25 protein-coding genes are annotated in these 21117 nt (G+C 48.7%); 10 read left to right on the forward strand and 15 right to left on the reverse strand.

Annotated features, from left to right (window positions below; all coding sequences use genetic code 11):
- Positions 1 to 4: 4 nt before the first annotated feature.
- From AC0YNT_RS12690 to AC0YNT_RS12705, 4 genes are all read right to left on the reverse strand, one after another.
- A complete protein-coding gene (locus tag AC0YNT_RS12690; protein WP_475804888.1) occupies positions 5 to 1225 on the reverse strand; it encodes a cation:proton antiporter in 1221 nt (406 codons plus the stop codon).
- 5 nt (positions 1226 to 1230) lie between these two features.
- On the reverse strand, positions 1231 to 1725 hold the full coding sequence (locus AC0YNT_RS12695; protein WP_475804889.1) for a cation:proton antiporter regulatory subunit: 495 nt from the start codon (positions 1723 to 1725) through the stop codon (positions 1231 to 1233).
- A gap of 50 nt (positions 1726 to 1775) precedes the next feature.
- Entirely contained in the window at positions 1776 to 2132 is a 357-nt protein-coding gene (locus AC0YNT_RS12700; protein ID WP_475804890.1) for a hypothetical protein, read from the reverse strand.
- Between the two features lie 88 nt (positions 2133 to 2220).
- On the reverse strand, positions 2221 to 2727 hold the full coding sequence (locus AC0YNT_RS12705) for an HPP family protein (RefSeq protein WP_475804891.1): 507 nt from the start codon (positions 2725 to 2727) through the stop codon (positions 2221 to 2223).
- A 119-nt stretch (positions 2728 to 2846) separates the two neighbouring features.
- On the opposite strand from AC0YNT_RS12705, the gene AC0YNT_RS12710 reads away from it, so the two are divergent.
- The 3 genes from AC0YNT_RS12710 to AC0YNT_RS12720 all read left to right on the forward strand — a co-directional run bounded on the left by AC0YNT_RS12710 (position 2847) and on the right by AC0YNT_RS12720 (position 4630).
- Entirely contained in the window at positions 2847 to 3710 is an 864-nt protein-coding gene (locus AC0YNT_RS12710; protein ID WP_475804892.1) for a LysR family transcriptional regulator, read from the forward strand.
- A gap of 106 nt (positions 3711 to 3816) precedes the next feature.
- Positions 3817 to 4407, forward strand: a complete 591-nt coding sequence (locus AC0YNT_RS12715; protein ID WP_475804893.1) for a TetR/AcrR family transcriptional regulator — start codon at positions 3817 to 3819, stop codon at positions 4405 to 4407.
- Positions 4394 to 4630, forward strand: a complete 237-nt coding sequence (locus AC0YNT_RS12720) for a hypothetical protein (RefSeq protein WP_475804894.1) — start codon at positions 4394 to 4396, stop codon at positions 4628 to 4630. The genes AC0YNT_RS12715 and AC0YNT_RS12720 overlap by 14 nt, the downstream gene beginning before the upstream one ends.
- Before the next feature lie 46 nt (positions 4631 to 4676).
- Here AC0YNT_RS12720 and AC0YNT_RS12725 read toward each other — a convergent pair whose 3' ends face one another.
- Together AC0YNT_RS12725 and AC0YNT_RS12730 are read right to left on the reverse strand one after the other, a co-directional pair.
- Complete coding sequence (locus tag AC0YNT_RS12725; RefSeq protein WP_475804895.1) at positions 4677 to 5450, reverse strand: SDR family NAD(P)-dependent oxidoreductase; 774 nt, start codon at positions 5448 to 5450, stop codon at positions 4677 to 4679.
- Positions 5451 to 5512: 62 nt separating this feature from the next.
- Positions 5513 to 6088: a TetR/AcrR family transcriptional regulator gene (locus AC0YNT_RS12730; protein ID WP_475804896.1), complete on the reverse strand. Its 576-nt coding sequence runs from the start codon at positions 6086 to 6088 to the stop codon at positions 5513 to 5515.
- 287 nt (positions 6089 to 6375) lie between these two features.
- Between AC0YNT_RS12730 and AC0YNT_RS12735 the strand changes: the two genes are divergently transcribed.
- Entirely contained in the window at positions 6376 to 6756 is a 381-nt protein-coding gene (locus AC0YNT_RS12735) for a MarR family winged helix-turn-helix transcriptional regulator (protein ID WP_475804897.1), read from the forward strand.
- Positions 6749 to 7129, forward strand: coding sequence for a VOC family protein (locus AC0YNT_RS12740; protein ID WP_475804898.1), 381 nt, complete (start codon positions 6749 to 6751; stop codon positions 7127 to 7129). Before AC0YNT_RS12735 ends, AC0YNT_RS12740 begins: the two co-directional genes overlap by 8 nt.
- A 44-nt stretch (positions 7130 to 7173) precedes the next feature.
- Here AC0YNT_RS12740 and AC0YNT_RS12745 read toward each other — a convergent pair whose 3' ends face one another.
- The gene (locus AC0YNT_RS12745; protein ID WP_475804899.1) at positions 7174 to 8139 is read right to left on the reverse strand and encodes an S-layer homology domain-containing protein; all 966 of its coding nucleotides are present in this window, start codon (positions 8137 to 8139) and stop codon (positions 7174 to 7176) included.
- A 110-nt stretch (positions 8140 to 8249) separates the two neighbouring features.
- Here AC0YNT_RS12745 and AC0YNT_RS12750 point away from each other — a divergent pair, with 110 nt between their 5' ends.
- The 3 genes from AC0YNT_RS12750 to AC0YNT_RS12760 all read left to right on the forward strand — a co-directional run bounded on the left by AC0YNT_RS12750 (position 8250) and on the right by AC0YNT_RS12760 (position 10808).
- Positions 8250 to 9119, forward strand: a complete 870-nt coding sequence (locus AC0YNT_RS12750) for an SMP-30/gluconolactonase/LRE family protein (protein WP_475804900.1) — start codon at positions 8250 to 8252, stop codon at positions 9117 to 9119.
- 164 nt (positions 9120 to 9283) lie between these two features.
- Positions 9284 to 10045 (forward strand): IclR family transcriptional regulator, encoded by a 762-nt coding sequence (locus tag AC0YNT_RS12755; RefSeq protein WP_475804901.1) that lies wholly within the window; start codon positions 9284 to 9286, stop codon positions 10043 to 10045.
- Between the two features lie 19 nt (positions 10046 to 10064).
- The gene (locus AC0YNT_RS12760; RefSeq protein ID WP_475804902.1) at positions 10065 to 10808 is read left to right on the forward strand and encodes an MBL fold metallo-hydrolase; all 744 of its coding nucleotides are present in this window, start codon (positions 10065 to 10067) and stop codon (positions 10806 to 10808) included.
- A 109-nt stretch (positions 10809 to 10917) separates the two neighbouring features.
- On the opposite strand, the gene AC0YNT_RS12765 is transcribed toward AC0YNT_RS12760, so the two are convergent.
- The 4 genes from AC0YNT_RS12765 to AC0YNT_RS12780 form a co-directional block, all read right to left on the reverse strand.
- Entirely contained in the window at positions 10918 to 11643 is a 726-nt protein-coding gene (locus AC0YNT_RS12765) for an LbetaH domain-containing protein (RefSeq protein WP_475804903.1), read from the reverse strand.
- A gap of 80 nt (positions 11644 to 11723) precedes the next feature.
- The gene (locus AC0YNT_RS12770) at positions 11724 to 12035 is read right to left on the reverse strand and encodes a hypothetical protein (protein ID WP_475804904.1); all 312 of its coding nucleotides are present in this window, start codon (positions 12033 to 12035) and stop codon (positions 11724 to 11726) included.
- Positions 12019 to 13464, reverse strand: a complete 1446-nt coding sequence (locus tag AC0YNT_RS12775) for a radical SAM protein (protein WP_475804958.1) — start codon at positions 13462 to 13464, stop codon at positions 12019 to 12021. Before AC0YNT_RS12775 ends, AC0YNT_RS12770 begins: the two co-directional genes overlap by 17 nt.
- Positions 13465 to 13466: 2 nt before the next feature.
- A complete protein-coding gene (locus AC0YNT_RS12780) occupies positions 13467 to 14228 on the reverse strand; it encodes a prolipoprotein diacylglyceryl transferase (RefSeq protein WP_475804905.1) in 762 nt (253 codons plus the stop codon).
- 178 nt (positions 14229 to 14406) lie between these two features.
- Here AC0YNT_RS12780 and AC0YNT_RS12785 point away from each other — a divergent pair, with 178 nt between their 5' ends.
- The gene (locus AC0YNT_RS12785) at positions 14407 to 15171 is read left to right on the forward strand and encodes an SDR family oxidoreductase (protein ID WP_475804906.1); all 765 of its coding nucleotides are present in this window, start codon (positions 14407 to 14409) and stop codon (positions 15169 to 15171) included.
- 69 nt (positions 15172 to 15240) lie between these two features.
- On the opposite strand, the gene AC0YNT_RS12790 is transcribed toward AC0YNT_RS12785, so the two are convergent.
- Positions 15241 to 16254, reverse strand: coding sequence for a zinc-dependent alcohol dehydrogenase family protein (locus AC0YNT_RS12790; RefSeq protein ID WP_475804907.1), 1014 nt, complete (start codon positions 16252 to 16254; stop codon positions 15241 to 15243).
- 120 nt (positions 16255 to 16374) lie between these two features.
- Here AC0YNT_RS12790 and AC0YNT_RS12795 point away from each other — a divergent pair, with 120 nt between their 5' ends.
- The gene (locus AC0YNT_RS12795; protein WP_475804908.1) at positions 16375 to 16740 is read left to right on the forward strand and encodes a winged helix-turn-helix transcriptional regulator; all 366 of its coding nucleotides are present in this window, start codon (positions 16375 to 16377) and stop codon (positions 16738 to 16740) included.
- Between the two features lie 70 nt (positions 16741 to 16810).
- Here the strand turns inward: AC0YNT_RS12795 and AC0YNT_RS12800 are convergent, their stop codons facing one another.
- Genes AC0YNT_RS12800 through AC0YNT_RS12810 form a run of 3 tightly spaced genes read right to left on the reverse strand, consistent with a single transcriptional unit; the run spans position 16811 to position 21075 of the window.
- The gene (locus AC0YNT_RS12800; protein WP_475804909.1) at positions 16811 to 18910 is read right to left on the reverse strand and encodes a CocE/NonD family hydrolase; all 2100 of its coding nucleotides are present in this window, start codon (positions 18908 to 18910) and stop codon (positions 16811 to 16813) included.
- 14 nt (positions 18911 to 18924) lie between these two features.
- Entirely contained in the window at positions 18925 to 20085 is a 1161-nt protein-coding gene (locus AC0YNT_RS12805) for a dipeptidase (protein ID WP_475804910.1), read from the reverse strand.
- Positions 20086 to 20097: 12 nt separating this feature from the next.
- Positions 20098 to 21075 (reverse strand): ornithine cyclodeaminase family protein, encoded by a 978-nt coding sequence (locus AC0YNT_RS12810; protein ID WP_475804911.1) that lies wholly within the window; start codon positions 21073 to 21075, stop codon positions 20098 to 20100.
- Between the last annotated feature and the right edge of the window lie 42 nt (positions 21076 to 21117).

Here is a 21117-nt window from a genome sequence, read left to right on the forward strand (position 1 = left end):
CCTATTATTTCGATTGTGACGTGCTTGTCGTCTGTTTACGATCCCAGCGGAATAAACGGTTTAGCACGTTAAATATGATTTTGTTCTCCTTTGTGAGGAGCGGTCCCAGGATGGCTAGAATCAGAACATATAGGGCAGCAAACGGCTGGATCACCGCCATCAGTGCACCTGCCTTAGCGAGATTAGCCATAATGATGGAGAATTCTCCACGTGATACGATGGTCAGTCCGATATTAACGGAAGCTCTAGGAGAAAGTCCTGCGCTGCGCCCAGCCAGCATCCCGGCTGTCAGATTGCCGATCAGCGTGACGGCAACAGCAGCTAGTGACAGCCAGACCGCTCCGCCTAAGGCGGTTGGATCAATCGTCAGGCCAAAGCTGAAGAAGAACACAGCGCCGAAGAAGTCCCGGAAGGGAAGGATCAGCTTCTCAATCCGTTTCATGTGCTCAGTTTCAGCGAGTACGAGGCCAAACAATAAGGCACCAATGGCTTCGGCGACATGAATCGTCTCGGAGAGTCCTGCCACAAGGAACAGCCCCGCGAAGATGACCAGTGCAAACAGCTCATTGGAACGGATATTAAGCAGCTTGTTCAGTGTCGGCGCCGCTTTGCGGCCAAGGGTAAGAAGAGCAAGCATAAAGACAAGGGCAATAACCGTAGAGAGTACAATGCCGCCGATCGAGGTTGAACCACTCAGGACGAGCCCGGATAGGATCGAGATATAAACAGCGAGGAATACATCCTCGAACATAATGATGCCAAGAATCATCTCCGTCTCCGGATTGGCGGTACGCTTCAGATCAACCAGCACCTTGGCAACAATCGCACTGGAAGAAATCGTAGTTATTCCGGCAATAACGAGTGTCTCTTGAAAAGGAAAGCCGCTCAGCCAGCCAAACAGGAGTCCAAGTGTGAAGTTAATGGCGATATAGATCGTTCCACCGACCGCGATAGATCGGCCGGACTTAATTAAGCGCCCAACGGAGAATTCCAGTCCGAGGTAGAAGAGCAGGAATAAGACGCCAAGTCTGCCCATGAACTCGATGAGAGGAGCGCTTTCGATAAAACGGAAGTCGAAATGCCAGAGCTCAACGGAATGCGGACCAACGGCCATCCCGATCAGAATATAGAACGGAATGACGGAAAACCGGATTTTTGCCGACAGCAAACCAGCCACAGCGATAAGCGCAATAGCGAGGCCAACCTCTAATATGATGTGATCCATAGGCATTAATCACATCCATTCATGAGGATTTTTTTCAGTTCTTTATGCTGCGCACGTTCTCCGGCAACAACGATCGTATTATCAGCGGCCAGAATAGCCTCAGGCCCAGGATTGATCTGTTTGGCATGATTGGCGGAGAGCAGCGCAATAACTGTTGTTCCTGTATTTTTACGGATATTCAGCTCTCCGATCGATTTCCCGATGCAGGCGTAATGCGCCTCAAGTTTATACCATTCAATAATGAGCTCGTCGAGTGCGACCTCGATCGTCTCGAGCATCTTTGGTTTATACGTCATACCGCCGATCATAGCGGCAGCCATACGGGCTTCGTCGTCATCAAGGGTAATCATGGAGATGCTGGATTCGGGGTTGTCGTGGTGGAAATGATAGCATTCTCGGCGGCCGTCATTATGCACGATAATGACAAGCTGGTCGCCGCTGCGGGTATTCATTTGAAATTTTTTACCGATGCCGGGCAAGTCGATTTCACGGATATTCATAGGAAATTCCTCCTCGAGTATGATCGAAATTCTATTCGTCTGTTGTTGCCTTAAACGATCGAATAGGATGTCGTCAGCTTGAGGGGCATGAGCAGGCGTTTGAGCCGCTGCAGGAAAATGAAGGGGAGTAGAAAAACACGCTTGGCCTGCAAGAACAGGCGAGGGTAGCTGATCCAGCAGTATATCACAGCCAGCAGTGTTGCCATTAGAAGCAGCTTGCTGGCAGGAGACACCGTGACCCTCTTAACAGCTTTCATGCTGTTCGGAAGGCTGTGCTCGATGTGGGCTCTGCTTGATTTCGAGGCATCGAAGTTGCCAAGCATCATAGTTGGCATGCTGAACAGAATAAATGCTCCAAGGAGGAAGAGAAGCAGCGTCAAACGACCTGCAGAATGTGTTGTTCTCATGAATGACGCCTCCCTTCGTTATTCTATCTGCTTTGCCATAACTGAGCTTATGCGGTATTCGAGCCGTACCTCTTTTACGTCAAAATGGCTATTGAGGTTTCACTCCTTTAGCTGGAACATGAACAGCCCTCGCTGTGGCTTTTTGCCGCTCTTGCGAGCTTCTAAGAAGAAGGCGATATGCAGCACTTAATCCGACTAGCAGCAGAGACCCAGCCAAGACCGGGGTTAGCAGGAAAGACCAGCCTGCTCCGGACAGGATAACGACAAGTGGATCAGCACCAGCCGGGGGATGAAGGGTTTTGGTTAACTGCATGAAGAAGATCGATAATGCTACCGCTGCAGCCATGGTCCAGGCATGATGACCAAACACATGCAGGAAAGTGAGACCGGTCAACGTGCTAATAAGGTGGCCGCCGATTACATTGCGAGGTTTAGCCAAAGGACTATCTGGCAGAGCGAATACAATAACGCAGGAAGCACCAAAGGGGGCCATTAACAGCGCTAGTCCCATCGAATTTTCAAACTGGAATAAGAGAAAGATGGCAGCAAAAGCACCTATAGCGGGCCATAGGAAGCGGATAGTACGGTCAAACATGAAGCATCAGCTCTCCTTTACGATCGAATACTTCGATGGTATCATGTGCTTAACCATTTTAAAAACGAATATATATGATAGCTATCATTTTGAAATAAAATACCTAAGGAGGCGGTAAAATGCTGGATCAATGGGATGGGAGATCGCTCCGAACTTTTCTGACGGTAATGGAAGAGAAGAACTTTAGCCGAGCCGCTGACAAGCTGGGTTATGTACAGTCCACCGTGACAACTCATATTGCACAGCTGGAGAAGGTCAGCGGCAAGAAGCTGTTCGACCGTCTGCCAAGAGGTGTTGAGCCAACTGAAGCAGGAGCAGCGCTGGCACGGTTCGCGAGACAATTTGCGGAATTAAGCCAGGCCTTGGAGGATGATCTTCTACGTACGGAGCAGCCACGCGGGGTGCTTAAGGTTCGGGCATTAGAAGCCTACTGCGTGACTAGACTGCCTGATCTCCTTGCCTCCTATGCCGAACAGTACCCGGATGTTGAGCTGCAGCTCTCAACAGGGTTTATGGAGGATATTTGCGGCAGGGTACTTGATCAGAAGGATGACCTGGGGATCGTTCCCCGTGATCCTGAGCATGACAATCTCGTATTTGAGCCGCTGCTTGTAGAAGAATTAGTGTGGGTAGGAAGCCCGGATGCAAGAGGTGGCGGAAAGCAGGTTTACATCAGTTATGGGAATGCTTGCTTGTATCACGAGTTAGGTGAGTCATCCCTGCGTGAAGCGGGACATACCGTGCATGATCGCAGAAGCTTCCCGAGTGTGGAGCTGATTAAGCGTATGGTCCAATCGGGGTTTGGGATATCTTTATTGCCCAGGGTGAATGTGGAGGAGGAGCTACGGTCAGGGAAGCTGATTACGATGAATTTTCCTGTGCCAGAGCCTGTTCATCAAGGATTTATCTATCTGAAAGGTAAGCAGCTTCGGCCGGCGGGAGCAGCATTTATAGAATGGGTGCGTTCTGGGCTTACCTCATAATATGACAATTTCGCTCGATCGTACGAATTTATATTGTAATTCTAGCTCGATCGTACTAAACTAAGTGGTATCAACGGGTCTCAATGATTAGCGAGGATGGAAGAGCATGAAGGGAACACGGGGAAAAATACTGCAAGCCTCACAAGAGCTTATAGCTAAACTCGGTTACGCCGGCTTTTCGCTAGGTATGATAGCCGAGCATTTGAGCATCAGCAAGGGCGTAGTAACGTACCATTTTCCGCAAAAGGATCTTATTCTGGCGGAGCTTGTGGAAGGCTACTTTCATGATGCAGCAGAGTATATGGGCAGGCATATGGTTATTGATAAAACGGCTCCTGAAGCATTGGAGTCTTATATCGATAGCAATCTGCGTTATGTGGCTGAGAATCGGCTCGGGACATTGGCCATCATTCACATTATCGCAAACCATCGTAACAAGGATGGAGAGCTGATTTTCTCGGATAAAGATAACCATATTCACCAGCCGCTTATCGAAATTTTTCAATACGGACAAGATGAAGAGAAAAGCTTTAGGGATTTTCAGCCTGAGTTAATGGCTTTGCTCGTTAGAAGCGCAATAGACACGTTAAGCGGACGGATTGCGATGAACGAAATTGCTGATCTTGATGGAACCATTAAGGAGACGATCAGAACTTTTACTTTTGCGACAAGGAGAGAAGGTCATGAAGAAGATTAAAAATGACGGGCTGCAAATCTTAGGGATCGTCTTGAGTATGGTCGGTATTGCTACCATTGCACAGCCGCTTATTCGAGCGCTCTTTGGCAAACCGCTGAAGTATCAGTTCCTGGGGCTGCTCCCGGAAGGCTGGGCTTCCTTTGCGGCATTGGCCGTTATTTTGGTCGTTGGGCTTGTACTTGTGACCATTACGCAGGGACTCACTTCAGTTAAAAAAGAATAGCAATTAAAAGAGCAACGGCCTTGATAGTGCCGTTGCTCTTTTTCACTTATTGACGATAGATTGGAGCGCCAAATGGTGCTCCGTCAGCTCCGCCGTCTACTTGAAGCTCAGCAGCTTGAACAAAGGAGGATTCATCCGAGGCCAAGAATAAAACAGCATTCGCAATTTCCTCGGGTTCTCCGAGACGGTTCTGCGGAATGGAGTGGGAGAGAGCAGCCTCCAGCTGCATCAGTTGCTCAGGTGAAGAAGCTCCCCAGATTGGGGTTTTGGTCGCGCCCGGCACAACCGTATTCACCCGGATGCCACGCGGCGACAGCTCGGAGGCGAGTACTTTGGCCATGCTGCTAACAGCACCTTTGCTGGCGGCATAAGCTGCCCAGCCAAATCCGCCGGTAGTGGCAAGCACTGAGCCGACAAGGATAACCGACGCACCAGGCTGCAAATAAGGTGCCGCTGCCTGTACGGTGAAGAATACACCAGTCACGTTAATCTTCAGAATATGATCGAAGTCTTCCAGCTTCGTATCACCAAGTGGTGTACTGCCGGCTACACCGGCATTCGCAAAGACGATGTCCAGTTTGCCAAATTGCTTAATGGCAGCAGCAACGGCTTGCTCTGCACCAGCAGGATCGGTTGCATCCGCCTGTACAGCGAAGGCATTTTCTTGACCAAGCTCATTAACTGCTGCTGTTAAAGAAGCCTGATTGCGGCCTGTAATAACAACCTTTGCACCTTCCTCTACAAATCTTCTGGCGGTAGCCAGCCCGATTCCACTATTACCTCCAGTAATTAATGCTACTTTTCCGTTTAATTTACTCATTATAAACACAACTCCTTATTTTTTTAATACGAGAACGATCATTCTAGAATATGCAAAAAAATTTAGTCTAGAATAGACATTGTTGTCGCAATAATCTGTTGTAATCTCTCTCTATTGTATTGGGTCTTTGCCATCACCCGAAGTCCCGTCAACGCATTGTTGAAGTAGGCAGATAACATTTCTGCATCAAGTGCTGCAGACAGTTCCCCATTCTGCTGGCCTTTGACGATCAGATCACGGATCAGCTCTTCGGTAAGTGCCCAGCTTCTGTTGACATAAGCTTCAAGCTCGGTATCATGAACGGCTAATTCCACAGCTGTATTCACCATTAAACAGCCTTGCGGACGTTCCTCATCTTGAGCGATCGTTGCTTCCATGAGAGAGCGAATGGCGGCATTTGCTGTGAAGGAGCTGTTTGCCCGTTGTTCAATGGACTTCCAGACCGTGTCGCTATAGCGCTTCAAAGCTAACAAATATAAGGCGTGCTTATCGCCGAAGGTATCGTAGATACTTCTTCTATGAATGCCCATATGCTCAACAAGATCCTGCATAGAGGTCTTCTCATAGCCTTGTGCCCAGAACAGCTTCATTGCCTTCAGCAGTACAGCATCTTCATCAAATTCTTTGCTTCTGGCCAAATCGTTTCTGCCTCCTTTCGAGATCAGAATATCATATTGAGAACGATAGGTAAAGAATTATTTTTGCTGATCGTTCTCAAAAGGGGGGTGGACTCCTAATTCGCCGTACTGGAAAATTTTAATAATAATTAGTTGCAATAGCATTCTATCTGACATAAGATGAGAATAAATTAGTTGCAATAACACTCTATTATGGAGGAGGACATAATCTGAGCGGGCATTGGAATAAAGAGCATGAGAATGCCTCGGAATCGCACGGGCAATATATTTCGGCGATCTACCGCCATATGCAGATCTTGATCACAGCTGAGCTGGCACCATACCGAATTGGGAGCGGGCAGTATATTTTTCTCATGGCGATTGCCTCTCAGCAGCCAGTTACACAGAAGGCCCTAAGCGAGAAGCTGTTTATCGATAAAACAACAACGGCGAAGGCTATTGCGAAGCTGGAAGCAGAAGGATACGTGCGCAGGGAGGCCGATCCGGCGGATAACCGCTACCATCTGCTCTTTTTGACAGAAGCGGGTCATGAGGTAGTACCGAAGGTGCAGGAAGCGTTGAATCGGATCAAAAGTAAGACCCGAAGAGGAATCAGCGATGATGAATATGGCTTATTATTAACCCTGTTAAAAAATGTGCTTCATAATCTAACGGAGGTGGATGAATAAGATGATTGCACAGCCTTTTATAGTAGTGGAGAATTGCAAAGAGGAAATCAAGTATTATCAAAGCGTTTTTGGCGGTGAGATTGTGATCCTGCGAGAGCAGGGGGACACGGTTCTTAATGCGGATCTCCATGTAGAGGGAACCTCTCTTAAGTTCGCAGATACGCAAGCGGCGAAGCCGGCTGTGAAAGGCGATTATGTTAGAGTGTTTCTGAAGATTGATACGGAGGAAGCGTTCGGACGGATCTACGATGAGTTTGTTGGGAGCGGGACAGTACAAACGGCCATGTACGAAGCGCCGTTTAATGGCTATCTGGCAATTGTAACAGACCGGAATGGCGTATGCTGGGTTCTGTCGTATTATCGGGAAGGTTAAAAAGAAAACAACAGTGCGGGAAAAGTTCCCGCACTGTTGCTTGTTTATGGTAATGGTGTGCAATTTGTGTAAATTAATGTTGGATCCGGACATGTAAAAGCTGGTGGTGTAGGCTGTGTTGTTTCCGGAGAAGATGTTTCTTCCGTATCGGTAGGAGGAGTTGTCTCATCTACCCATGGAGGAGCTGTCTCCTCGGTACCAGTGTCAGTAGGACAAGTCTCTTCAGTTACCGGAGTAGTCGGCTCTTCAGTTACCGGAGTAGTCGGCTCTTCAGTCACTGGAGTAGTTGGCTCTTCACTTGTAGGTTGTTCTGACTGTGAAGGAGTCGATGGTGTCGTTGTATGTACCGGAGTGGGCGTTGGTGTCGGCGCTACATACTGCTGCTTGGCCTCATATGCACCAGTAATGAGCAAATCACGTGTTGCATTAGCTTGTCCGCCAAATTTTCCGTCAGCGCCGTTAGACAATACTTTTAATTCGAGGGCTAGTGCGACATAACCTTGCGCCCAATCGGATACAGTCTTGTCATTCCCAGTGGCTGATCTGCCTTCGGCATCTTTGCCAAGAACTCTGACCAAAAACGTAGCGAGCTGCTCTTTAGTTACTTTACCGGCAGGATTGTAAGTGCCTTCTCCAAAGCCATCGGTAATACCTGCCGTTTTAAGAGCTTCAATATAAGGCAGGGCATATCCGTTTGCAGGATCATCGCTCTTTACATCAGAGAAGCTGGATGTCTTCAACGAAGAGTCGGTTTCCAATCCTGTGAGCAACGCTGCAACCTTGGCGAATTGGGCGCGGTTCATTTCTTCCTTGAGTCCGAAGCTTGTGTCTGAGACACCATCGAAGATTCCTGCGCTAATCATGGCATCGAACTTGGCTTTAGTGGCTGCATCCAAATCCTTTAGGTCGGTGAAATCGGCAGATGTCTTTGCAGTGGCGGCAAAACTCAATGAACCATAGGTACATAAGAGCAGAGCCAAGGCAATACCTGCGATTTTCTTTTTCATCATACTCATTCCTTTCAAGATATAATCAATACAATTGCTATATACAATTATCGGCGCAATATTAAAAAATGTTTATATTATTCAGTTGATTTTCCCTATGGAGGAATAGGTATATGGAACTATTGTTGGAATGTGTTTTGGAAGAGCATGATCAGTTGGGCGAAGGCCCTGTATGGGACGAACGGCTGCAGGAGCTGTTCCGAGTTGATATCGAAAGCTGCAAGCTGCACAGATATCGTCCCAGCGATGGCAGACAAATCGCATATCAGCTGGATCAGAAAATAGGTGCAGCAGTTCCAGCAGAGGATGGATCATGGATCCTCGCGTTAGCAGATGGGTTCTATCGTTTCGACCTCGAGACAGGAACAACAACATTAATTGCGCACACCAAAGAGGATATTCCTAACAGACTTAATGATGGCAAATGCGATCCGGCCGGTCGATTCTGGGCGGGCACAATGAGCAGCAAATGGAACCAGCGAAGCGGACATTTGTACGTTCTTGAGGATAGTAAGTTGTTAACGCGCTTATCCGAGGTTGGCTGCTCGAATGGACTTGCTTGGAATGCGGATGGAACAGTGATGTACTATATCGACACCTTTGAGAATTTTATTCATGCCTTCGATTACGATGCAGCGACCGGTCAGATCTCAAATAGAACAACTGTGATTACGATCCCAGAAGGAGAGGGTAGTCCGGACGGGATGTGCATCGACTCAGAGGGAATGCTGTGGGTTGGCCATTGGAATGGCTGGCAGATCTCACGATGGAATCCTTTGACGGGTGAAAAGCTGGCAACCATTCCGCTCCCCGTCAGTAATGTCACGTCCTGCGCATTTGGCGGCGATAACCTGGACGAGCTATTCATCACAACAGCAAGAATTGGCAATGACGAATTGCAGCTCAGCAAGCAGCCGCTTGCCGGCGCATTGTTCCGCGTTAAGCTGGATGTTAAAGGACTGCCCGTGCAGCGGGCGAAGTGATTAGAATAAATGAAACGACCACTCTCAATGAAGTGGTCGTTTCATTTATTCGTGGTTACAGCTCATTGAGTAATTTTTGAGCGCGATTTTCACATACTGAAACAAATCCTGCATTCATTGATCAAAGAAAGCAGCTGCTTTATGCTAGTTAAGAGGTGAGCATCATGCCAGACTATGAGGTCTCCAGCCTGAAAAAAGGTCTCCAGATTCTAGATCTGCTAAAGGAAAAGCAGCGCCTCAATCTTACTGAAATCTCAAACCGGATTGAAGTAAACAAGACAACGGTGTTCCGTCTGCTGCACACTTTAGAAGAGATGAATTACATCATTAAGCTGGGCAGGGACTATGAGCTTCATCCGATGCTTTTCAACGATATACAGGCTGTAAGAAGGACGATAAAATGGTCCAAGCTTCAGGCACTTGGCCGGCTGGGGGCGGAGTGCGGAAAAGATGTGTTTGTTGGTACGCTTCATGGACGCGATGTCATCGTCCGTCAGGTGTATGAGGCGAATACCGGGCAGATGGTCGACAGGGAGACGAGCGGATCTGTACCTGCCTATCAAACAGCTGTGGGCAAAGTGATATTGGCACAGCTGGAACGTTCGGAACAGCTCGAGTTATTCCTTTCGTCAATCGATCCGATGCAGATAACGGATCAAACCTTCACTGATCCGGATTTATTCCTCCGTCATCTGGAAGTCATCAAGCAGCAGCGATACGCAGCAGATTACGAAGAATTTCGTAAGGGTGTGCAGTGTATCTCTTCCCCTGTGTTCAGCGGGAATAAGGTTGTCGCATCCATTGCTGCAGCGGATTACAGCGATTTTATGCCGAAACACGAAATGAGAAGCTTAACTCGCAAAGTTATTTATGCCGCTGAGGAAATAACGAAAGAAATCAACACGTATGTCAATGCTATGGAATGAGAAATGGGGAGGTACGTTCATGCGCATTGTAGAAGGATTAGAAATGCTCGAGATTGAAATGAAGCTGGCCGGACGTTCGATGATGATTCATCCGGTTATCCTGCATGATAAAGACACTTGGATACTGATCGACACTGGAATGCCAAGCAATGCAGACGATATTCGTGCTTTTGCAGAACAAGTGGGAATCTCAGGACTCCCATTAACGACAATCATTCTGACCCATCAGGATATCGATCACATTGGCGGCCTGCCGTCATTCCTGGAGAAGGAAGGCAGCACGATACCGATTGAGATATATGCCCATGAAGAAGATAGATCCGTCATTGATGGAGAATCTCCGCTTCTCAAGTTCCCGGCGGACCGGTTAGAGACTGAGCTTGAGGCTTTGCCGAGTGAAGTAAGTGAGCAGTACAAAAATGCATTTATGCAGGGGTTCAAGCCGAATGTGACAAAGCTGATGGCAGACGGAGAGACACTGCCGTTTGGCGGCGGTCTAACCGTCATCCATACGCCAGGCCATACACCAGGTCATGTCAGCCTCTATCATCATGCCAGCAAGACGCTGATCGCCGCGGATGCTTTGGTTATTCATAACGGTGAGCTGCTGCCTTCGTCGCCATATTCAACCGCAGATATGGAGCAGGCACTTCGCTCTGTAGAGAAGTTCAAGGACTTTGATATTGAAGCGGTTATTTGTTATCATGGCGGATTGCTGCGAGGCAATATGAATGAACTTATCAATAAACTGATTACGAAGTAATAAGAAAGATTCCATTTCAAAGAGCCATTCAGCTTCCTCATGAGAAGTTGAATGGCTCTTTTTGTTAGGGATAAGGAAATGACGGTGGGGCTGTATGAAGCTTGTTATTTTAATGTAATAAGTTTGCCTGGGTATAGGCAATTCCGCAGGAGCAGCGGTGACTTCCAAACATGGCATCGTAGGAGGGCGGAAACTCTCGGTTAACCCGAATAACTTGTTCGGCGAATTCCACGGAGTCCTTAGGTACTGGGCCAAGAGAGTCGGCTTTCTCCTGTGTATCAATATGTGCACCAGGTGGAACAAACCGTTGAGGAGCGATTCTTACCCCGTTTGTCACAATAGCATCCATCGAAACATAAGAACCACGGCCTACATAAGCATTAAATACAATAGCTTTGAAGCTCACGAATACATCATCTTCGATGAGGCAAGGACCATGGACAATAGCCCCATGAGCAATGGATACTCTGTCGCCTATAAATATAGAGTAACTTTTACTCCCTACATGAATGCCTTGATTAGCTAATCCGTGCAAAATCACGCCATCTTGAATATTGGAGCTCTTGCCGATGAAAAAAGGAGTTCCTTCATCGGCGCGAAGAGTTGCACTGGGTGCTACAAATACATTGTCGGAGATGATCACGTCACCAATAACCGTGGAGAACGGACTCAAAAAGGCGGTAGGATGGATGGAAGGAAAGCGCTGAACCGGATTAATCGATGTTATCAGGTTTGGGCTAATAAACCTTGCGAATAGATTAACAGGGCCTTTCGGAAGAAGCTCAGGGTTTATCGGCCAGGCGCTGCTCCTGATGAAAGGCTTCTCTTGTGCCATGAACCATTCTCCTCGTCGTGAATAATGCCTTATAAATTAGGCTATTCGGCATATAGGTAAATGTCACAAGGAATTAGCTGCTATAACGAGAATTTGAAGTTGCCGCTGACCAAGAGCCCGAAGCAGGCCGCGTTAACTAGAAAGGTAATGCCCGCACCAATTAGCAGGCCTTGAACGATGCCAGTTTTTTTGTTGAAAATAAGGATAGCAGGCAGCAGGTAGACGAGCTGTACAACGCTGATAAAGAAGAACCCGATCGGAAATAGGAATAGCAATAAATGAAGGACAGCGAGTAGTCCAATCCCAAGAAACACATCTCTGACATGATGAGGTGATTTCTCGTAGGGTGATTGCTTCTTCTGCTTATTCTCCTCGTCACTCGCTCCATTCATAGACCTTACCTCCCGGACGCATGTCAAATTCTTGTCTCAGTTCGGCCAGCTTCTTCTCCTGATCTGCGGATCGGTAGAACATATTGTAGGTATCAAAAGGAATAATTCTTCCATCAGGATGTACGATATGTACACATGACTTCTTAACAGAGCGTACATCGAAATTGTACGGGTCTAGAAATTGCATAATAATAACCCGGAATACATTGTCATAGCTAATATGCTCCGGCACCGAGACGAGCGGCAGGCAGCATAGCAGGCTCTTCAGCGACAGGGCGGAAGAAGAGGGAGAATGGGCGGTCGAGAACAGCTCGAATATCCGCGACTTTAGCGTCTCATCTTGCTCGAATACGATGGTATTGCGGCCGCCGTCTAACAGAATTTGTGGATCAATTAACCCAGTAAGCGGCAGTACCGCCTCCTCGCCGAGCTTCAAGGCGTAGCCCATGGCTAAGCAGTCCGGATGGCATGGAACAGGAATTATATCCTCAGCACGGAAAATACCCGACTGGTTAATGATACTTTGCCTTACTTCGCTTAATGTCAGACGGTCCTTGGCAGGATCAAAATCCTCGAGTCTTCCTGCCGCTTGGATTGGTTGGAAGGTAACACCACGCACAGCACGCTGCTTCAGGCCGTACTGAATAATGTCGCCGATCTCATGATCGTTAAGGCCTTTCTTAAGCGTGACGACCAGCGTTGTCGAAATATTGAACTCATTCAGATGCTCCAGCGCTCGGCGGCGGACATCACGCAGATCAACTCCGCGCAGTTCTTTAAGCGTCTCCTCCTCGAAGCTGTCGAACTGCAAATAGATTTCAAACCCTGGCATATAGGCAGCCAGACGCTCCACAAATTTCCTGTCCTGGGCAATACGCAGTCCGTTTGTATTGACCATCACATGCTTAATCGGTTTGCTCTTCACAAGGTCGAGTATTTCAAAAAACTGTGGATGAATCGTTGGCTCGCCGCCGCTGATCTGCACAATATCCGGCTCGCCCTCATTGCGGACAATAGCATTCAGCATGAACTCGATCTGCTCCATCGAGCGATAGGAACCCGCATGCGGGGAAGACTCCGCGTAGCAAATCGGGCACTGCAGGTTACAGCGCTCCGTGATCTCGAGGAGTGTCAGGCAGCTGTGCTGCTCATGATCGGGACATAGACCGCAATCATAGGGGCAGCCGTAGCGGATTGGGGTGTTCCAAACCTCCGGCATTTCCGCTGGCTTAAGGAACTCCCGACATTTCTTGTAGTATTCAGCATCGCTTGCAATCAGAACCTTTTCCCTGCCATGCTGTCCGCAGTATTTCAGAAGGAATACTTGATTGTCCTCAATGATGACTTTCGCTTCGACCTTGCGCAAACATTTGGAACATACACTGTTCGTAAGCTCATAGAAAATGTAGGGTCTGTTTTTGGTTGTCATCATTATAATTCCTTTCTATGTGAGCGATGCGGCTGCACGAGCCACTTGGATATTAGAACAAAGTAATAGAATAGGCCAGCGATGCAGGCAAGCTGAATATTGTTTATTCCGAAATAGAAATGAGGGGTTGGCTTTATGAAATCAATCGTGAAGCGGAACAAGAGATACCCCGTCATAAATAGCTGAAAGATCGCTCCGTCAGGCAAGACGGCTTTTCTTTTCCATTGGAAGAGCAAGGCCCCAAGCAGAAGCAAGAAAGCTATCTCATAGAGCTGTGTAGGATGTCTTAGAACGCCGTCACCGAAATCAATACCTGTAATCCATGTGGTCGCAACACCGTAGGTATGATCATCCAGTCCGGTCATAAAGCATCCGATTCGTCCAATAACCATGCCGACAATAATTGGAAGCGCCATATCGTCACCGGTGGAGCGGGTATAACCGATGCGCTTCTTGGTCCATTCGACGCCAATCAATCCGCCTAGCAGCCCGCCGACAATTGTTTTGCCTTCCATTAAGTAGGTGTAGCTGTTCCAATTCTCGAGCGTCAGCCTAGGATCCTCGATCCAATACAGTAATTTTGATCCGATAGCGGCTCCTAATATGGCTCCAACGACAACCCACATGCCTTGTACGATCGGAATCTTGTCCTTGCTTCGAGTGTAGAGGTACACGCGAAAGCCGATAAAATAAGCAAGTGTTTCAAATACCGCATGAGGATGCAGTCTGATAAAACCAAGATCGATCCAGATTGGAAATGTCATTGTGTGCTCCGATTTGTAGTTTTGGTTTATTTTGTATAGATTCGCTGATTAGAATAAAAACTCCTGTCTAATTCCTTAACTAGCATTATCTTGGGCGTAAAAATGAAACAGCAACATTACAAAACTGCTCCTATGATACAACTAATAGTGTAAAAAATTAGAAGGAGTTGAACGGAGCATGAGTAGATTAAATGGAAAAATTGCCTTGGTTACAGGTGCAAGCAGAGGGATTGGCCGTGCTATTGCGCTGAGACTTGCCCAGGAGGGAGCAATAATAGTTGTTCACTATGGTGCTGATTTTGAGGCGGCGGCTGATGTTGTAAGGCAAATCAAGCAAAACGGAGGGGAAGCTTTTTCAATAGGGCAGGAGCTTGGGACTGCTGCTAGTGCTGCTAAGCTTTATGAACAATTGGATCAGGCTTTGGAGCAGCGTACGGGTGAGAGCTCCTTTGATATTCTCGTCAATAATGCAGGTGTGGGGCTTCCCGCTGCTATTGAGGATACTACAGAGGATGCCTTCGATCATGTTATGAATACGAACGTAAAGGCTCCTTTCTTCCTCATTCAGCAAGCGTTGCCTCGCCTAAGAGATAACGGCAGGATTATTAATTTGTCCTCTGCTACAACGAGGATTTCCCTGCCTGGGGTTACGGCATACAGTATGACCAAAGGGGCTATCAATACGCTTACGCTTTCTTTATCTACCCAGCTTGCACATCGCGGGATTACTGTTAATGCCATCCAGCCCGGTTTTATCGCCACAGATATGAATAATGCCTTGTTGCAGGATGCGTCTGGGTATAGATTTGGCGCTGAATATTCGAGCTTCGGCAGATGGGGAGATCCTTCAGATATTGCGGATGTTGCGGCCTTCCTGGCTTCTTCAGATAGCCGCTGGATTACGGGGCAATGCATAGATGTAAGTGGCGGGTCGCATTTATAAAGATTCATCAAAAAATACACCGCTTCGTCCCTCAGGGCTTCAGCGGTGTATTTTTATCCGGTCATAAGCTTAGAATACAATACTTATCTTCCCAAATGCAGAACCTTGCGCCAAGTAGCGGAGAGCATCAAGGGATTGGGAGAAGGGGAAGGATCGGTCCATGACTGGACGAAGGGCATGCTGCTCAATGACAGCATTCATTCTTTCGAACATTTCCCGGCTGCCGACATTGATCGCTTGAAGTCTGGCTTTGCGGATAATAGCAGGGACAATGGCGAAGTCCTCAACTGCTGCGCCTGACAGGATACCTATAATGCTGACTTGCCCGCCCACTTTCAGCGCCGAGATGGAACGATTCAGTGTAGAGGCACCGCCTAGATCAACGATGTGGTCAGCTCCGCGTCCTTGTGTATAGGTCAAAACAGCCTGGTCCCACTCAGGATTTGTTCTATAGTTAATGCCATAGTCGGCCCCAAGAGCCTTCGCGCGTTCCAGCTTCTCATCGCTGCTGGAAGTGACGATAACAGTGGCTCCCCGAAGTTTGGCGAATTGCAGAGCAAATAGGGACACACCACCCGTTCCTTGCACAACAACGATGTCACCAGCCTTCACTTGACCTTCCACCACAATTGCATGCCAAGCCGTGACACCCGCGCAGGCTAAAGTTGCAGCTTCTTCATCCGTGAGATGTTCGGGGACCCGCACGAGTCCTTCCTCCGGCAGTACAACAAACTCGGCAAGCATACCGTCAAGCGGGCTGCCTAGTGTTGATACCCAGTTCTCCTGTGTAGGTTCGCCTGTTGTCCAGCTTTGCGTAAATATCCCACTGACACGGTCTCCGACTTGGAACTTGTCTGCGTGTTTCCCTAAGGCAATGATCCTGCCGACACCATCTGAGACCGGAATAAGAGGTTCCGTCCGATTTGGTTCATAAAATCCGTCAATCACTCCTGTATCACGGGAATTAAGAGACACTGCCTGTATCTGAATCAGAACCTGCCCAGGTCCAGGAGAAGGAATAGGGAGATCTGCCTCCATCACATGTTCAAGTCCAAAACCGCCTTGTAACACAAATGCTTTCATCTCAAGCACACTCCTTTGTAAAAGATAGACATAATATAGCGCACGTCATAAAATTTAGTAACACGGCACTTTAAAGTGGGTTACGAACTTAAAGGTGCGTACAAAGGGAGGGGAGCAGTCATGAAGAAGCTGCCAGATATCTCTCTGGAGGCATGCAGGTATAGTCATGTGCTGGAGATCATATCTAACAAATGGACGGCACTGGCTATATATGCGATGGAGGATGGCACCATTCGTTACGGAGAAATCAAGAGGCGTATTGAAGGTATTTCTCAGAAAATGCTGACTCAAACGCTGAAGCAGCTGGAGCGGGATGGCGTAGCTAACCGCAGGCTTATACCTTCTGTTCCGCCGATAACGGAGTATTCCCTTACGCCACTTGGGGAATCGCTTCTTCCCATTATGAATATGCTTAAGATCTGGGCGGTCGACCATTATGACGATGTGAAGCAGGCAAGAGAAGGATACGACAGCGATAAGGGTTAGATAGAGGATTGGCTGGAATAGAAGGGCCGAGAATCTCCGCAGGGGAGACTCTCGGCCCTTTATGATTATCTTAAGCTCCAAGCACAGGAAGCAGAACATGACTCGGATATTGTTCGGAATGATGGATCGTCTGGGTAGCCAAGATCGGTTCCGGATCATCATACGGGTTAAGGCCCGTGTTCGAGTTCGGGAATGCGACGAACTTGCTGGACGATGTAATTGAGAAGCGGATCCGGTGTCCGGCCGGGAATTGGTGCGCGATATTTGGCATGAAAATATCAAATTGCTCCACTTGGCCTGGCGTCAGCAGCTCCGGCTTATCGTAGCCGTGGCGGTATTTCGCCCGAACGATGTAGCTGGACAGCAGGATCGAGTTGTCCGCTTCATCTACATCGCTAAGTGCCACAACCCAGTCGGTATCCACAGCAGAGCTTGAGGCATACAAAACAGCAGAGAGCTCGCCGGCGATAGTAATCGACTCAGCCAGCTTGTCGCTTGTATAACAAACGACGTCCTGGCGAAGTTCGATTGTGCGGCGATTTTCCGGGATACGCTCGCCGGAGTCAACCACTGGATCAAATGGATTATAGACATAGACATCAGGCGTGCTGTCTTGCTCGGGTTGAGCAAGGCTCAGCTTACCATCACCAAAGGCGGAATTCGCTCGTCCGTCACCACCGAGATAGAAAGGCGTTACGGCAGCTTCTGCCGGTGTCCAATCCTCAGATGTACGCCACTTATTCTCGCCAACGACATAGTAACGGGCGCGAGGCTCTTCGTTGATCCCATTCTGCACACCTTTGAGGTAATGGTCGAACCAGCGAAGAACGTTCACATCATAATCGTAGACGACAGCATCTTCACCGAAGGCGGTGCCTTCGAGATCGCGGGCACGGTTTGGACCATGCTCCCACGGACCAAGCCAGATTTTACGGTTCGGAACATCATGCTCCGTAAGGAGGCGCCATGTCTCTGATACACCGGGGCTGTCGCCATCGTACCAGCCGGAGATGACGAACATCGGTGTTTTGATCTGGTCAGCGCGCTCCGAATGGGTACAGTTCGCCCAGTATTCATCGTATTCTGGATGCTGGCTCCAGAAGTCCCATGGTCCGGAAGCTTTGCCGATCATCTGTTGAGGAATTTCGCGGATTGGCCGCGCCTCAACCGCTTTGGCTGGATCAACGGTAATGCCGCCAAAAATTTGGAAATCTGTGCGGGTGCCAACCGACTGAGCTAGCGTCCAAGAGAGAAGCGGCCAAGAGCAGACCGTACCGCCTCTGCGGACGGTATCTACAAACGGTGAGCCAACGTTCACTTCGTTTACGACAGCCTTCAGGTTCGGGTGTCCGCTTGTGGAAGCGGCCATAACAACATAACCGAGATACGAAGCGCCCCACATACCAACATCGCCATTCGACCAGTCCTGGGAAATAATCCAGTCGATGGTGTCACTGCCGTCTTCTCGTTCATAATAGAACGGCACTAGCTCCCCCTCGGAATCCGCACGTCCCCGAACATCCTGGTTTACGACGGCATAACCTTTATTTGCCCAGCGGATAAGGTTTTCTTTCTTGCCGTTCCTGTCGTAGCAGGTCCGAATCAGAATGGTAGGCAGACGTGTTCCCTGCTTGATACCCTCCGGCAGATAAACATCAGTCGCAAGCTTCAGGCCATCTCTCATTGGAATAAGAAAAGTACCTAGATCATTAATGCCATACTCAGACTTGGATAGAAGAGGATCATCGTACACAACAAGCGGCGTCAGCTTCTCCAATCCCTCTTGAACGATCAGCTCCATCCCATAGCGGTTAGGGCAGAGGAAGGCAATAATGTCACCGTCCAAGGTTACGATATCAACTGCTGTATCGCCGCGCTTCGCCCATACTTGAGAGGTGTGGCCTTGATCATCCGAATAGGTGAGGTGGCGGTGATACGTTTCGCCGTTATCTACGATGACGCGGTCCCCGGACCATTCCGCTTTGCGATAGAGCGACAAATTTTCGTGGATTTTTTGCAGCGGCAGAACATACTTCGCTTTGTCATCCAGCACATGCTCCTGCATTTGCGTACGTCTTCTTGAATCGACCTTGGCATGCATCACTTTCGTATCGGCAAAACGAATCTTACCTTCGTACACACCCGCCCAGTAAAAGTTAAAAGTTGTCATCTTCCGTATCCCTCCTATCCCCACACCTGTTCGAATATACGCAGCCAGTTGCCGCCGATGATTTTGCTTACATCTTCATCGGAATAACCACGGGCCACAAGGCCGCGGGTGAAGTTAATGAACATGCCATATTGCTCGAGCCCTGCAACCAGCTCAGTTGATGGACCGTCTCCTTTGGCAAAACCAAGCTTAGGTGCAATATGCTCCTTGAAATATACGAGTGACCAGTCGACGTCGCTCATCGGCCAGTCTGTACCGATGCCAACATGATCAACGCCTACAAGGCGGACGATGTAATCGATATGATCAAGCACATGGTCTATTGTAGTTCCTTGTGGATCCGCGTGAACGAACCATGGCATAGCAAAAACGCCGATAACACCGCCTGTAGCGGCGATCGCGCGCAGTTCTGCGTCGCTTTTACACCGGCGATGTGGATAGATTGCTTCAACTCCTGTATGCGAAGCGATAACCGGCTTCGTTGACAGGCGGCATGCATCCAGCGTGGTTTGCTCACCGCAGTGACTTGTATCTACGACGATGCCAAGCTCATTCATCTTGCTGATGAACCGTACGCCGAAGTTGGAGATGCCGCCGTTCGCCAGCTCCATACAGCCGGACGCGATAGCATTCTGATTGTTATAAGTTAATTGAAGGACCCGCAGGCCAAAGCCGTGAAGGGCTTCAAGAAGATCGAGGTTTTTGCCAAGACCAGTTGGATCTTGTGAAGTTACAATGCCCGCCTTTAGACCTTTGCTCTTGGCTTCGCGGATATCCGCTGCCTTCAGAGCTTTCACAAGCCAATCGATACGGTCGAACTGCTCCTGTACTTCGCCCATACTCGTCATAATCGCTTCCGGGCTGGATAAGTCTACTTCCCGGTTACCGGCTGTAATACCGGAGCGATACCACTCATCTTTGAACGCAGCTAGTCCGCCGCGTACAGACATTTGGCGCAGCCGTTTGGCAGGAAGGGCGCTGTACGCCATTGGGTCGTCCTTCAGAGATTCACATTCTTCTTTGATTTGCGCCGATATTTCTGCAGGAACAACGCCAGGGGAAAGAGGGCCTTGGAACAGCAGGTCAATGACGATGCTGCTCTCGTGAATGTCGATTGCCCGCTGCTCTTGCTCTGGAGTAAGGTAAAAGTTGTACAATCCTTGATGATCTCTCATGATGACACGCTCCTAGATTGCGATAGTTGTACCTTTGCCTTGAAGCTTAGCCTGCTCAACAATGTAAGTTGCCGCTGCCAAATCTTCGACGGCTAGACCAAGTGATTTGAACAGCGTAATCTCTTTGCCGGATACTCTTCCCGGAGCACTCCCAAGTAACACTTCGCCAATTTCTCCGACGATGTGTTCGCTGTTAATAGCACCTTCTTGAAGCGGGATCAGATAATCACCGGCTTCATTCAGAGCGGATTCACGCCGGTCAACGTAAAGCCTTGCCTTTTCAACCACATTTGTGGCGAGCTCTCGATCTTGTGCACGGCACGCTCCAACTGCATTAATATGGACGCCTTCTGGAATCCATTTGCCTTGTAAGACAGGCACTGTCGAAGAGGTGATTGTACAAATGATATCGGCATCCGCAACAGCTTGCTTCGCGGAGTCCGCAGCTTCAATGGTCAAATCAGGGTAAAGAGCACTCATCTCCGATTGAAACTTTAACGCGTGTGATGGGTTTGGACTCCATACACGGACAAGCTTGATAGGGCGGACGAGAAGCAGCGCTTCCAGATGGCTGCGGGCTTGCTCGCCCGTACCGATCAATGCGAGTGTTCGCGAGTCAGGTCTTGCCAGCAGCTTGGTTGCTGCTGCACTGACAGCGGCTGTGCGGATCGCGGTAACCCGGCGTCCGTCAACAATGGCGTTCATGGCACCATTTTCCGCATCAAACAGAGCAATAACACCTTGATGGGAAGGCAGTCCACGGTCGTGGTTATGCGGGAAGACGCTGATTAACTTGGCTCCGACAACTTCTTGGCGGACGAGATAAGCAGGCATGAGTCCCATTAAGCCGCCCTGACGGACGGGTACGACAGATCTGAGCTGCTGCTCAGCTTGTCCACTAGATAAGTCAGTTAATACATCTTCCATGAGAGTAATGCATGATTCCATGGACAATAGTTCGGATACTTCATTGCGGTCAATGACTAACATGCTGCGCTCACCTGCTTGCTTCCGAATAAAAGAACAACTTTA

The sequence above is a fragment of the Paenibacillus sp. J22R56 genome (genome assembly GCF_056269375.1).